We start from the raw sequence: 13299 nt of genomic DNA, 5'->3' as shown, positions 1-13299 counted from the left end.
TCAGCAGATCAGCAGGTGCCGCGGTTTGTCCGCGGTGCTGTAGTCGGCATGCCAGTAGTGCGGGTCGTCGCAGAGGCTGAACGCGGCCTGCTTGCCGGCGTGCCGGGCCGTGAAATGCCTTTGGAGCGTGACGTGCACCGAGCCCTCGTCGGGCCAGTCGATGCCGACATCGACGACGCGGTTGCCCGCGGCGACTTCGGCGGCGACGATCCGCTGCAGGGCGGGGTGCAAGAGGGTGTTGAGGCGGGCGAGGGCTTCGCGGCGTTCGGTGGGGGCGAACGAGGAGGCGAGGCAGGCTTCGGTGAAGAGGGGCGGCGCTTTGTCAGGCATGACGGCATTCCGGCTGGGTGCCTCAACCCGCAACGAACAACGCCGGGTCCACCATCGTCCGGTTCAGCATCACCCCCCAATGCAAGTGCGGCCCGGTCACCCGTCCCGTCGCGCCCACCGCGGCCAACGGGTCGCCGGCCTTGAGCACGTCGCCCACCTTCACGTCCCATCGGCTCAGGTGGCAGTACATCGTCAGCAGGCCGCCGCCGTGGTCGACCCAGACGGTGCCGCCGTTGAAGAAGTAGTCGCCGGTGTCGATCACCTTGCCGGCCAGCGGCGCGCGCACGGGCGTGCCGGTGCCGGCCGCGATGTCCATGCCGCTGTGCGGATTGCGCGACTGGCCGTTGAACACGCGGCGCAGGCCGAACGAGCTGGAGCGGCGGCCCGGCACGGGCACGCGCATCTGCAGCGCGGCGTCGGGGCGCAGGTCGGTGAGCGTGGCCATCACGCCGGTCAGGTGATCGCGTTCCTTGGTGTAGCGCGCTTCGTCTTCGGGCGACAGGTCGACCGTGCGCGGCGCCACCGTCAGGCGTTGTTCGCGGTACTGCTTCGGGGCGACGGTGTAGGCGATCTGGCGCTCGGGCTTGCCTTCGGCGCGCACGCTGATGCGGGCCTCGCCCGGTGGGGTGGAGAGCGGAATGCCGACCAGCGCGGTCCATTCGATCGGATCGCCCAGCACGAGCACCGGCACATCACCGGCGAAGGCCTTGGGGCGCGTGGCGGCGGGGCCGAGCGACAGGCGGGCGACGCCGCCCGGCACCAGCGAGGCGCGCGGCCAGACGTCGGGCGCCTGCGGCTTGCTGTTGTTCTTCTTGGCCGGGGCCGCGGCACCGGCGGGCAGCGCCAGCAAGCCGAGGGCGCCGAGCACGGCGCTGCGGCGGATCAACGCAGCAGAAGGGAGATCGGAGAGAGGAAGGTTCATGTGCATGGACAGGATTCGAATGAGGAGTTGATGGTGCGGCGGCTCAGCCGCCGCTCTGTTCCAGCCAGGTTCCGGGCGCGAGCCCGTCGAGCGTGTACGGCCCGATGGCGGCGCGGATGAGGCGCAGCGTCGGCAGCCCGACGGCCGCCGTCATGCGCCGCACCTGGCGGTTGCGGCCTTCGCTGATCGCCAGCTCCAGCCACGCGGTGGGAATGAGCTTGCGCTCGCGGATGGGGGGCTCGCGGTGCCACACGTCGGGCGGCGGATCGAGCCGGCGCGCCCGTGCGGGGCGCGTGGGGCCGTCGTTGAGCTGCACGCCGTTGCGCAGCGCCGCCAGCGCCTCGTCGGTCGGCACGCCCTCGACCTGCACCCAGTAGGTCTTCTCCATCTTGAAGCGCGGATCGGCGATGCGCGCCTGGAGCTTGCCGTCGTCGGTGAGCAGCAGCAGGCCCTCGCTGTCGGCATCGAGCCGGCCGGCGACGTAGACGCCGGGGAGGTCGATGAAGTCCTTCAGCCCGCGCCAACGGCCCTCGGGCGTGAACTGGCTGAGGACGCCGTAGGGTTTGTTGAAGCGGATGAGGCGAGAAGAAGGGCTCGTAGCGTTCATGAACCGACAGGATAGCCGGGGTCTGTCGACGCTCGGCGCAAGAAAAAAGCCGGAGCCACAACGGCCCCGGCTTTGCGGGAGAACGCGACCAGCGGGCCTACTTGGCCCAGCTGTCCCGCATCCCCGCCGCGCGGTTGAACACCACCTGTCCGCCGGCCGCGGCGCCCTTCGTGTCGCGCACGAAGTAGCCATGCCGCTCGAACTGGATGCCCACACCCGGCTCGGCCTTCGCGAGCGACGGCTCGACGAACGCCGTGCACACCTCGAGGCTGTGCTTGTTCAGCTCGTCCAGCAGCTCGCCGCTGCCGGGGTTGGCTTCGGCGAAGAGGCGCTCGTACAACCGCACCTCGGCCTGCACGGCATCGGCTGCGGCCACCCAGGTGATGTTGCCCTTGACCTTGATCGCGTCCGCGCCGGGCGTGCCGCTCTTGGTGTCGGGCACCAGCGTGGCCTGCACTTCGAGGAGCTTGCCGTCGGCGTCGCGCGTGGCGCCGGTGCATTCGATGACGTGGCCGTACTTGAGGCGCACCTTGTTGCCGGGGAACAGGCGGAAGAAGCCCTTGGGCTGCACGTCCTCGTAGTCGGTGCGCTCGATCCAGACATCGCGGCCGAGCTTGAATTCGCGCTTGCCCATCTCGGGGTGGTGCGGGTGCACGGGGGCGGAGCAGTCGTCGAGCGCGTCGTTGCTGCCCATCAGCTCACCCCAGTTGGTGATGACGAGCTTCACCGGGTCGAGCACGGCCATGGCGCGCGGCGCGATGGGGTCGAGGGTGTCGCGCAGCGCGGCCTCCAGGCTGGCGTACTCGATCCAGCCGCCCGACTTGGTGGTGCCGCTGCGTTCGCAGAACAGCTGCAGCGCGGCAGGCGTGTAGCCGCGGCGGCGCAGGCCGGCGATGGTGGGCATGCGGGGGTCGTCCCAGCCGTCGACGTGCTTTTCCTCGACCAGCTGGCGCAGCTTGCGCTTGCTGGTCATCACGTGGGTCACGTTCAGGCGGGCGAACTCGTACTGGCGCGGGTGCGGGCTGGCGACGAGGCCGCCTTCGGCCAGGCGGTCGAGCAGCCAGTCGTAGAAGGGGCGCTGGTCTTCGAATTCGAGCGTGCAGATGGAGTGGGTGATCTGCTCCAGCGCGTCTTCGATCGGGTGCGCGTAGGTGTACATCGGGTAGATGCACCACTTGTCGCCCGTGTTGTGGTGGGTGGCGCGGCGGATGCGGTACAGCGCGGGGTCGCGCATGTTGATGTTGGGGCTCGCCATGTCGATCTTGGCGCGCAGGATGGCGGCGCCGTCGGCGAGCTTGCCGTCGCGCATCTCGCGAAAGCGCGCCAGGTTTTCGTCGGGCGTGCGGCTGCGAAAGCGGCTGTCGGTGCCGGGCGTGTTGAAGTCGCCGCGGTTGGCGCGCATTTCTTCGGGCGTCTGCTCGTCGACATAGGCCAGGCCAGTGCCGATCAGGTACTCGGCGGCTTCGTACATGAAGTCGAAGTAGTTGCTGGCGAAGTACTCGTGCTCCTGAATCGTGCCGGGCGCGCTGGGGCGGTCGGCCAGATAGGTTTCGTAGCCGAGCCACTTCACGGCGTCGCGGATGGAATCGACGTACTCCTGCTCTTCCTTCTCGGGGTTGGTGTCGTCGAAGCGCAGGTGGCACACGCCGCCGTATTCCTTGGCCAGCTCGAAATTCAGCCAGATGCTCTTGGCGTGGCCGATGTGCAGGTAGCCGTTGGGCTCGGGCGGAAAGCGCATGCGGACCTTGGCGGGGTCGGGCATGCCCTGGGCGTGGTGGGCGGCGTCGCCCGGGGAACCGCCCCAGGTGCGGCCTGCGTAGGCACCCTGTGCGAGGTCGTTCTCGATCACGTGGCGCAGGAAATTGCTCGGTGCAGCGGTCGTTTTGGTGCCGCTTTTGTCGGTCGGGGAGGTCATCGCGTCATTCTAGAGGGGGGCCTGCGGGGGTTACTTTTGGCAACGCTCTTCACAATGCAGCGTCCACCCGCTTTGCAATTGCAGCGTTCAATACGGACATGGGGCGCACAACGCCCCCCAACAAGGAGTCCCACATCATGAGCGTCACACGTTCTACCCTCTTCAAATGGGCCGCCGCCGGTGCGGTGGCCTTCGGTGCGCTGTTTGCCGCCACCTCGGCCAGCGCCCGCGGCGACGTGAGCTGGTCGATCGGCGTCGGCGTGCCCGGCGTGGCGGTCGGCGTGGGCGGTCCCGCCTACTACCCGGCCCCGGTCTATGCGCCGCCGGCCCCGGTGTATTACGCACCGCCGCCCCCGGTCTACTACCGTCCGCCGCCGCCGGTGTACTACCGTCCGGCACCGGTCTACTACGCACCGCCGCCGGCCTATTACGGCCCGCGCTACTACGGTCGTGGTTATCACCGCGGTCATGGCCACGGACACGGCCACTGGCGCTGATTTACAACGCCATTCGTGACTGAATGAAAAAAGCCGGCCCCGAAAAGGCCGGCTTTTTGCTGCGTGCCCGGCGCCTGGATTTCACATGGCGCGAAACAGGTGGGCGTAGAGCCGGCTGACCGGGATCTTCTCGGCCCGCCCGCGCAGCGCGAGGTGCAGCTTGCCGGCCTCGTCGCGGTGCACCGCCTCGATGGCCGCGCTGCGCACCACCACCGCCCGGTGCACCTGCCAGAAGGTGTCGGCATCGAGCTGGGGCAGCAGTTGCTTGAGGGGCGTGCGGATCAGGTATTCCTGCGTGGCGGTGAGCACGCGCAGGTACTTGTCGGCGGCTTCGAAATACAGCACCTCGTCGATCGGCACCATGCGCACGGTGGCGCCGCCGGCATCGCTGGCGGCGATCATGCGCAGCGGCGCTGATGGCGACGCCGATGCCGACGGGGCCCCGCCGGCGGCGCCCAGCACCTGGCGCCACTGGGCGAGGGTGCGCTCCAGCGCCTCGTCGGCCGGGATGGGCGGCGTCATCGACGGCGCGGCCGCCGCCAGCGCCTGCCGCAGCCGCGCCACGGTCTTGCGCAGGCGCTCGGGCTGCACGGGCTTGAGCACGTAGTCGATGGCTTCGGCCTCGAAGGCGCGCGCGGCGTACTCGTCGTAGGCGGTCACGAACACCAGCTGCGGCATCGGCGCCTCGTCGGTGGGCCAGCTGTCGGCCAGCTCGGCGGCGGCGCCCAGGCCGTCCAGGCCGGGCATGCGGATGTCGAAGAACAGCACCTGCGGCAGCAGCCTTAACGCCTCGCGCACGGCGCTGCGGCCGTCGCGGGCGGTGGCGACCACGCGCAACTCAGGCCAGGCGGCGGCCAGTTCGGCCTGCAGGGCCTGGGCCAGCAGGGGTTCGTCTTCGGCGATGAGGGCGGTGAGGGGCATCGTCTTGTTGTCGTCGTGGGGCCTGTTCAAGCGGGCAGGGGAAGGTTCAGGGTGACGCGCGTTCCGCCGCCCGTGGGCGCGGGGGCCAGGCTCAGGCGGCCTTGCTCGCCGTACACGGTGGCCAGCCGCTCGCGCACCTGTTCGAGCCCGAAGCCGCCACCTTCCGACGGCTGCGGTGCCGCATCGAGCCCGACACCGGTGTCGCTCACCTCGATGACCAGTTCGCCCGCCTCGCGGCGCGCGCGCACGGCGATCTCGCCGCCTTCGACCTGGGGCTCGAGGCCGTGGCGGATGCTGTTCTCGACCAGCGGCTGCAGCAGCAGCGGTGGCACGGGTGTGTCGCGCAGGTCGTCGGGCAGGTCGAGCGTGTAGCGCAGGCGCTCGCCCATGCGCACCGACATCAGTTCGAGGTAGTCGCCCAGCCGGTCGAACTCGGCCGATAGCGGATGCGACAGTGCGCGCGAGCCGCTGAGCGTCATGCGCAGATAACTGTTGAGCCGGTCGAGCATGGCCACGGCGCGCGGCGGGTCGACGGTGATCAGCACGCGCAGGTTGGCCAGCGTGTTGAACAGCATGTGCGGTTCGAGCTGGGTTTCGAGCAGCTTCAGGCGCGCGTCGGTGGCGTCGCGCTGCGCCAGGTCGAGCTGGCGCTGCATGTGCTTGCTGCGCCCGAGGCTGTAGAAGAAGTAGCACATGCCGATGGTGGCCGCCAGCGTGATGACGATGGTGGAGACCATCCGGTGCCGGGCGAAGCCCGTGAAGTCGAACAGCGGCCGGCCGACCCAGGCGTCCCCGATGGCGCCGCCGCCGAGGAAGCCCAGCGTGACGCCGAAGGCCACCAGCACGAAGCCCCAGGGACCGTGCGGCCAGAGCACGTTCTGGTGGCCGCTGATGAACAGGCGCCCGGTGTCGATGACCAGCCAGCTGATCGTTCCGATCGACAGCGAATACACCATCTGCGAACTCCAGCTGCCCATGCCCGAGACGGTCAGCGCCGCGGCGATGACGCAGCAGAAGGCGGCCGTGATCAGGCCGTGTCGCAGGATGTCCCGCAGGTTCTCGGCGCGAAAGCGCGACGGGCGTGGCGTGTCGTCCGCCGTGGCCGTCACCGGCGGTCCCCGCCACCTAGCGCGCGGCGCTCACGTTCCAGCAGCTGGTCGTACAGGCCGCCGCCGGGCGCGATGAGCCAGACCACGGCGCCATGGATCAGCAGGCCCAGCCCCCAGCCCATGAGCGGGTACACGGCCCAGTTGTGGCCGCGCGAGGCGGCAAGTGCAACCAGCCCGACGTTGACGACCACATAGACGAAGGCATGGATGAACCAACCCATCTTGGCGCCGGCGCGGCGGCGGGCGCGCCGTTCGATGTCGGCGGACGAAGAAGGGGAGGAAGAAGAGGAAGAGGAAGAGGACATGGGGGTCATGACAGCTCCTTGAGAGAGACAGGTGAAAGGGGAACGAAGTCGCTGGCGGCCGGTGCCGGCATCGACGGTGAAGGTGGCAGGGCCGCGCGCTGGCGCAGCTCCTCGGTGGTCTCGCCCGGCCCGTCCGCGCGCCAGCCCGGCGGCTTCACGAGGTAGCCGACGAAGGCGCGCAGCGAACGCGCCGAGCGCAGGTCGCGCCACAGGTCGCGCCATTGGCTGAACTCGATCTCGAACAGGTTGTACGAGGTGATCGGCTTCACCAGCCCGTAGCGGCAGGGCAGGTCGGCTCGCTCGGGGATGTAGGTGCCGAACAGGCGGTCGAACACGATCAGCACGCCGCCGTAGTTGCCGTCCAGGTACTCCAGGTTCGAGGCATGGTGCACGCGGTGGGCCGAGGGCGTGTTGAGCACCCATTCGAGCGGGCCGAGCTTCGGAATCCAGGTCGCGTGAATCCAGAACTGGTAGAGCAGGTTCAGCGTGAGCATCAGCAGGATGATCCGCGGCGGCATGCCCAGCAGCGGCGCCAGCAGGAAGAAGGCCAGCGTGCCGGTGAGCCGGCCGGTCCAGCCGAAGCGGTAGGCGGCCGACAGGTTCAGCTGGTTCGGCGAGTGGTGCACGGCGTGGGTGCACCAGAACCAGCGCACGCGGTGCGCGGCGCGGTGGTACCAGTAGTAGCAGAACTCCTGGCCGACGAAGCAGGCGAGCCAGCCGGTCCAGTGGTCCATCGGCAGCGTGAAGAGCCGGTGGGCGTAGAGCCAGTCCATCGCGCCGACCCAGAAGGCCAGCGGCAGCAGCCAGCGCAGCGGGTATTCGCGCACCAGGAAGTCGAACACCGAGATGCCCGCCGCCTTCCAGTCGTAGCTGCGCCAGCCGTTGCGCCACGACAGCACCAGCGCTTCGGCCAGCGAGGCAAGCAGCACCACCGAGATGGAAATCTTGAGGATCAACACGAGCACGGTCATGGCGGTTCCTGGCGGCGAAGGGCGGGCGGGGCGTCGGAATCTTAGGCCGCGCGGGCGCTGCTGACCATCGCGCCCGACGCGGCGGCCAGGCGCCACAGGCGTGCGGCGCGGGCCGCGAAGATGCCGCTGAAGGCGCCGTACAGCGCCGGCACGCCCAGGGCGAAGGCGGCCTGGTGGCGCAGCTCCGGATGCAGGGCCAGCGACACGCCCACCACGTACTTGGTGAGGAAGATGCCCATCATGAGCATCAGCGGCACGGCGGTGCCGGCCACCTCGAACTGGCGCGCCGCGGCGTCGTAGCGCGTGGTCGCCGGCAGCGGGCGGCGCAGCACCAGCGCCACGAGCAGCAGCGCGGCCACGGCCCAGCCGAGCAGGGCGCCGGCCGACTCGCCGGACACCGACACCACGCCCCAGAACGACAGGCCGGCCATGGCGACCGGCATCACCAGCACGCGGTTCAGGCCGATGCGGTTGGCCACGAGCTGCCGGCCACCGAGCCAGGCCAGCAGGACGAACACGGCGAACACCCACTTCGGGGTGTGAAGAAGGATTTGCATCAGCATGAGAGGCTCCGTTCGGTTGGAAGAAGACAAAGGGGGCAGGGAATCGATGGAGCGGACTGTGCCGAGGCCGCCCGGCCCCCGCCACGGCCATGCGACGAAATGCGGGTGGGCGGCGTGAAGTGCCGGCCACCGGCGCGAATGGCGGGCGCGGGATGGCGGGGTCGCCGCGCAAACGGAAGCTTTACCGTCGCTTTACGGCACGGAAAACTGCGGGAGTGATATTTCGCGCTGTACTCTAGGCCGCCTCCCTTCAGGCCGCCTTTTCGCACCCCTTCGCACGCACCGCCCATGGATTCCCAAACGCCTCCCGAACCCCTGCCTCCCGTCGTGTCGCCGACCCATCCTCCGGCGCGCCGGCGCCGCTGGGTCGGGAGCCTGCTGGCCCTGCTTCTGTTGGTGGCCCTCGGGGGCGGCGCCTGGTACCTGGTGCAGCGTTCCAAGTCGCCGGCACCGGGCGCGGGCGGACCGGGTGCAGGCGCAGGCCGCCCAGGTGGCGGCGGGCCCGGCGGTCGGGCGGGCGGCGGAGGCCCGGCCTCCAGCACCGTCGGCACCGCCGTCGCGCGGCAGGCCGACATTCCGGTGCAGCTCGAAGCGCTGGGCACGGTCACGCCGTTGGCCAATGTGACGGTGCAGCCGCAGGTGTCGGGCGTGCTCACGGCCGTGCTGTTCAAGGAAGGCCAGATGGTCAAGAAGGGCGACGTGCTCGCCACCATCGACCCGCAGCCCTTCGAGAACGCGCTGGCGCAGGCCGCCGGTGCTCGCCAGCGCGACGAGGCGCAGCTGGCCGCGGCGCGCGTCACGCTGCAGCGCTACCAGACGCTGCTGGGCCAGGACTCCATCGCCCGCCAGGACGTCGACACCCAGGCCGCGCTGGTCAAGCAGCTCGAAGGCACTGTGGCCATCGACCGCGCCAACGAGAACACCGCCAAGCTCAACCTGGCCTGGAGCCGCATCACGGCGCCGGTGAGCGGGCGCATCGGCCTGCGGCCGGTGGACGCGGGCAACTACATCTCGACCGGCAGCACCGGCGGCGTGGCCACCATCACGCAGATCGCGCCCATCGACGTCGAGTTCGCCATTCCGCAAGACCGCGTGCCCGAGGTGCAGGAGCGGCTGGGCCAGGGCGCGACGCTTGCCACCACCGCCTTCGACCGCACGCGCACGCGCCGGCTGGCCGACGGCAGCTTCTCCACGCTCGACAACATGGTCGACACGCAGACCGGCACCGTGAAGGCCAAGGCGCGCTTCACCAACGCCGACGGTGCGCTGTTCCCGAACCAGTTCGTCAACCTGCGGCTGCTGCTGCGCACCGTGAGCAGCGCGGTGGTGGTGCCGGTCACGGCGCTGCGCCATGGCCCGAACGGCGACTACGTGTACGTGGTGACGGCCGAGAACACGGCCTCGCAACGGCCGGTGACGCGCGGCGAATCGAGCGTCGATTTCGCCTCCATCACCAAGGGCCTGCAGCCCGGCGAAACCGTGGTCACCGAAGGCGGCGACCGCCTGAAGGACGGCGCGCGCGTGCAGACCACGGTCGACCGGCCGGCCGGTGCGGCCTCGGGCGCTGCAGCGCCGGGCGGACGGCGTGGAGGACGTCGGCAGGAAGGTGGCGGTGGTGCGCAGGGCGGCGGTGCTCGTCCCGCCGAAGCGGCGGCACCGGCTTCGCCATCGCAGGCACCGGCTGCACCTGCCGCCGGAACGGCTGCGCCGGCTGCAGCGCCAGCGGCAGCAACGCCTGCACCTGCAGCCACGCCCGCCAAGCTCCCCACCGCCGAGCAGCGCCAGCGCATGCTCGACGCGGCCAAGGACGATCCCGAACAGCTTGAACGCCGCAAGCGTTTCCTCGAAGCCCTCGACCGCGGCGAGCCGGCCGCGCTGGAGCGCTGGCAGCGCATGGCCGAGCGCGGCGGCGCCGGCGGCGGTGGCGAACGCGGTGGTGAGGGACGGCGCAGCCCATGAGCCCCTCGCGCCCGTTCATCCTGCGGCCGGTCGCCACCTCGCTGCTGATGCTGGCCATCGTGCTGGCCGGCCTGGTGGCGTTCCGCTTCCTGCCGCTGGCGGCGCTGCCGCAGGTCGACTACCCGACCATCCAGGTCCAGACGCTCTACCCCGGGGCCAGCCCCGAGGTCATGAGCAACACCGTCACCGCGCCGCTCGAACGCCAGTTCGGCCAGATGTCGGGCCTGGACCGCATGAGCTCGACCAGCGCGGCGGGCGTGTCGATCATCACGCTGCAGTTCTCGCTGGGCCAGACGCTCGACGTCGCCGAGCAGGAAGTGCAGGCCGCCATCAACGCCGGCGGCTCGCTGCTGCCGGCCGACCTGCCCGCGCCGCCGGTGTACGCCAAGGTCAACCCGGCCGACGCGCCGGTGCTCACGCTGGCCATCACCTCCGACACGCTGCCGCTCACCGAGGTGCAGAACCTCGTGAACACCCGGCTCGCGCAGAAGATCAGCCAAGTCTCCGGCGTGGGCCTCGTGTCGCTCAGCGGCGGGCAGCGCCCGGCCGTGCGCATCCAGGCCAACACGCAGGCGCTGGCGGCCAACGGCATCGGGCTGGATTCGCTGCGCACGGCCATCAGCGCGGCCAACTCCAACGGTGCCAAGGGCAGCTTCGACGGCCCCAAGCGCGCCTACACCATCAACTCGAACGACCAGCTGCTCACGGTCGACGACTACAAGAACCTCATCGTCAGCTACAAGAACGGCGCGCCGATCCGCATGGTCGACGTGGCGCGCGTGGTCAACAGCGCCGAGAACACGCAGCTCGGTGCCTGGGCCGGGCGCAAGGTCGACGGGCAGGTGCAGCTCACGCCGGCCATCATCCTGAACGTGCAGCGCCAGCCCGGCGCCAACGTGATCGCCACCGTCAACGCCATCAAGAAGCAGCTGCCCGAGCTGCAGGCCGGCATGCCCGCGGGCCTGCAGGTCGAGGTGTTGAGCGACCGCACCGCCGGCATCCGCTCGTCGGTGCAGCACGTCGAGATGGAGCTGGTGCTGGCCGTGGTGCTCGTGGTGCTGGTGATCTTCGCCTTCCTGGGCAGCCTGCGCGCCACCGTCATCGCCAGCATCGCCGTGCCGATCTCTCTCATCGGCAGCTTCGGCCTGATGTACCTGCTGGGCTACAGCCTGAACAACCTGAGCCTGATGGCGCTGACCATCGCCACCGGCTTCGTGGTCGACGATGCGATCGTCATGATCGAGAACATCGCGCGCTACATCGAGGAGGGCGAGAAGCCATTGCAGGCCGCGTTCAAGGGCGCGGCGCAGATCGGCTTCACGATCATCTCGCTGACCGTGTCGCTCATCGCCGTGCTGATCCCGTTGCTGTTCATGGGCGACGTGGTGGGCCGCCTGTTCCGCGAGTTCGCGGTGACGCTGGCGATCACCATCCTGATCTCGGGCGTGGTGTCGCTCACGCTGGTGCCGATGATGTCGGCGCGCTGGCTCAAGCACGAGCCGAAGAAAGACGCATCGGGCACCGGCTTCGGCGCGCGCGCCCAGCGTTTCTTCGACGGCGTGATGGTGCGCTACGACCGCTCGCTGCACTGGGTGATCGCGCACCAGCCGCTCACGCTGCTGGTGGCGTTGCTCACCCTGGTGCTGACCGTGGTGCTGTACCTCACGATCCCCAAGGGTTTGTTCCCCACGCAGGACACCGGCCAGCTGCAGGCCCGCGTGCAGGCCGCGCAAGACGTCTCCTTCGAGCGCATGGCGCAGCTGCAGCAGCAGGCCGCGCGCGCCATCCTCGAAGACCATGACGTCGAGAACCTCAGCTCCTTCGTCGGCGTGGACGCGGCCAACAACACGATGCTGCACACCGGCAGCATGCTCATCAACCTGACCAAGAGCCACGACAACCAGCAGGAGGTGATGGAGCGCCTGCGCGAGCGCGTGCGGCAGGTGGCCGGCCTCACGCTGTACCTGCAGCCCACGCAGGACCTGACCATCGACGCCGAGACCGGGCCGACCGAGTACCGCGTGTCGCTCGAAGGCGTGAACAGTGCGCTGGTCACCGAGTGGATGCAGAAGCTGGTGGCGAAGCTGCAGGAGTCGGACAAGGTGCGCAACGTGAGCAGCGATGCCGGTGCGCAGGGGCTGGCGGCGTATGTGAACGTGAACCGCGATACGGCGTCGCGGCTGTCGATCACTGCGAGTTCGGTGGATGACGCGCTGTACAGCGCCTTCGGGCAGCGGATCGTGTCGACCATCTTTACCGAGACGAATCAGTACCGCGTGATCCTCGAGGCCCAGCCTGGCATGGTGAACACGCCGCAGACGCTGGGGCAGTTGAACCTCATTGCGGGGTCTGGCACGGCGACGCCGTTGTCGGCGTTTGCGGAGATCAGCGAGCGGCAGGCGCCGTTGCAGATTACGCACGTGGCGCAGTATCCGGCGAGCACGTTGAACTTCGATACGGCGCCGGGGGTGTCGCTCGGTGGATCGGTTGCCGCGATTCGCGCGGCTGCTAAAGAGATCGGGCTGCCGAGCAGTGTGACGATGACTTTTCTGGGGGCTTCTGGGGCTTATGAGAAGTCGTTGTCGAATCAGCTGTGGTTGATTTTGGCGGCGGTGGTTTGTGTGTACATCGTGCTGGGGGTGCTGTACGAGAGCTATGTGCATCCGTTGACGATCTTGTCTACGTTGCCTTCTGCTGGGGTTGGGGCTTTGTTGGCCTTGATGCTGACTGGCAATGATCTGGGGGTGATCGGGATCATCGGGATCATCCTGCTGATCGGCATCGTGAAGAAGAACGCGATCATGATGATCGACTTTGCTATCGATGCGGAGCGGACGCAGGGGAAGTCGGCTCGGGAAGCCATTCATCAAGCTGCTCTGTTGCGGTTTCGGCCGATCTTGATGACTACTTTGGCTGCGCTGTTTGCTGCTGTGCCGCTGATGTTCAGTTTTGGGGATGGGGCGGAGTTGAGGCGTCCTCTGGGGTTGGCCATTTTTGGCGGGTTGATCGTTAGTCAGCTGCTGACTTTGTTCACTACGCCTGTTATTTATCTGGCGTTTGATCGGTTGGGTGGGGGGAGTGCGCGTCGGTCTTCTGCTGAGCTTGAGGAGGAGGCGGCTTGATCTGGTTCACCTCCTGTCGCTGGTTTGTTTTCCGAGGCCGGGAGTTCCGCCCGGCGGCGGACTTAATTTATTTTTCTT

12 protein-coding genes are annotated in these 13299 nt (G+C 68.9%); 3 read left to right on the top strand and 9 right to left on the bottom strand.

The annotated features are described in order from the left end of the window. The 4 genes from AC07YS_RS10040 to AC07YS_RS10025 form a co-directional block, all read right to left on the bottom strand. The gene (locus tag AC07YS_RS10040; protein ID WP_495270203.1) at window positions 1-330 is read right to left on the bottom strand and encodes a hypothetical protein; all 330 of its coding nucleotides are present in this window, start codon (window positions 328-330) and stop codon (window positions 1-3) included. A gap of 22 nt (window positions 331-352) precedes the next feature. Continuing rightward, window positions 353-1252 carry a peptidoglycan DD-metalloendopeptidase family protein gene (locus AC07YS_RS10035; protein ID WP_495270202.1) on the bottom strand — a complete coding sequence of 300 codons (900 nt, stop codon included), beginning with the start codon at window positions 1250-1252 and terminating at the stop codon, window positions 353-355. A gap of 43 nt (window positions 1253-1295) precedes the next feature. After that, the gene (locus AC07YS_RS10030) at window positions 1296-1859 is read right to left on the bottom strand and encodes a pseudouridine synthase (RefSeq protein ID WP_159270937.1); all 564 of its coding nucleotides are present in this window, start codon (window positions 1857-1859) and stop codon (window positions 1296-1298) included. 97 nt (window positions 1860-1956) lie between these two features. Beyond that, entirely contained in the window at window positions 1957-3774 is a 1818-nt protein-coding gene (locus AC07YS_RS10025) for a glutamine--tRNA ligase/YqeY domain fusion protein (RefSeq protein ID WP_495270201.1), read from the bottom strand. Window positions 3775-3911: 137 nt separating this feature from the next. On the opposite strand from AC07YS_RS10025, the gene AC07YS_RS10020 reads away from it, so the two are divergent. After that, entirely contained in the window at window positions 3912-4271 is a 360-nt protein-coding gene (locus AC07YS_RS10020; protein WP_070062581.1) for a hypothetical protein, read from the top strand. Between the two features lie 81 nt (window positions 4272-4352). Here AC07YS_RS10020 and AC07YS_RS10015 read toward each other — a convergent pair whose 3' ends face one another. Genes AC07YS_RS10015 through AC07YS_RS09995 form a run of 5 tightly spaced genes read right to left on the bottom strand, consistent with a single transcriptional unit; the run spans window position 4353 to window position 8140 of the window. Next, window positions 4353-5192: a LytR/AlgR family response regulator transcription factor gene (locus tag AC07YS_RS10015; RefSeq protein ID WP_495270200.1), complete on the bottom strand. Its 840-nt coding sequence runs from the start codon at window positions 5190-5192 to the stop codon at window positions 4353-4355. A gap of 26 nt (window positions 5193-5218) precedes the next feature. Further along, window positions 5219-6301, bottom strand: a complete 1083-nt coding sequence (locus AC07YS_RS10010) for a sensor histidine kinase (protein ID WP_492684385.1) — start codon at window positions 6299-6301, stop codon at window positions 5219-5221. Next, window positions 6298-6615, bottom strand: a complete 318-nt coding sequence (locus AC07YS_RS10005) for a 2TM domain-containing protein (protein WP_495270199.1) — start codon at window positions 6613-6615, stop codon at window positions 6298-6300. The genes AC07YS_RS10010 and AC07YS_RS10005 overlap by 4 nt, the downstream gene beginning before the upstream one ends. Continuing rightward, window positions 6612-7577 (bottom strand): sterol desaturase family protein, encoded by a 966-nt coding sequence (locus AC07YS_RS10000; RefSeq protein WP_495270198.1) that lies wholly within the window; start codon window positions 7575-7577, stop codon window positions 6612-6614. Before AC07YS_RS10000 ends, AC07YS_RS10005 begins: the two co-directional genes overlap by 4 nt. 41 nt (window positions 7578-7618) lie before the next feature. Then, window positions 7619-8140, bottom strand: a complete 522-nt coding sequence (locus AC07YS_RS09995; protein WP_495270197.1) for a DUF6622 family protein — start codon at window positions 8138-8140, stop codon at window positions 7619-7621. A 288-nt stretch (window positions 8141-8428) separates the two neighbouring features. Between AC07YS_RS09995 and AC07YS_RS09990 the strand changes: the two genes are divergently transcribed. Together AC07YS_RS09990 and AC07YS_RS09985 are read left to right on the top strand one after the other, a co-directional pair. Beyond that, entirely contained in the window at window positions 8429-10099 is a 1671-nt protein-coding gene (locus AC07YS_RS09990; RefSeq protein WP_495270196.1) for an efflux RND transporter periplasmic adaptor subunit, read from the top strand. After that, on the top strand, window positions 10096-13221 hold the full coding sequence (locus tag AC07YS_RS09985; RefSeq protein WP_495270195.1) for an efflux RND transporter permease subunit: 3126 nt from the start codon (window positions 10096-10098) through the stop codon (window positions 13219-13221). Before AC07YS_RS09990 ends, AC07YS_RS09985 begins: the two co-directional genes overlap by 4 nt. Window positions 13222-13299: the final 78 nt, after the last annotated feature.

Source organism: Variovorax sp. GW458-11-26-14-LB1 (assembly GCF_059423965.1).
This window is presented reverse-complemented; position numbering and strand designations above follow the sequence as displayed.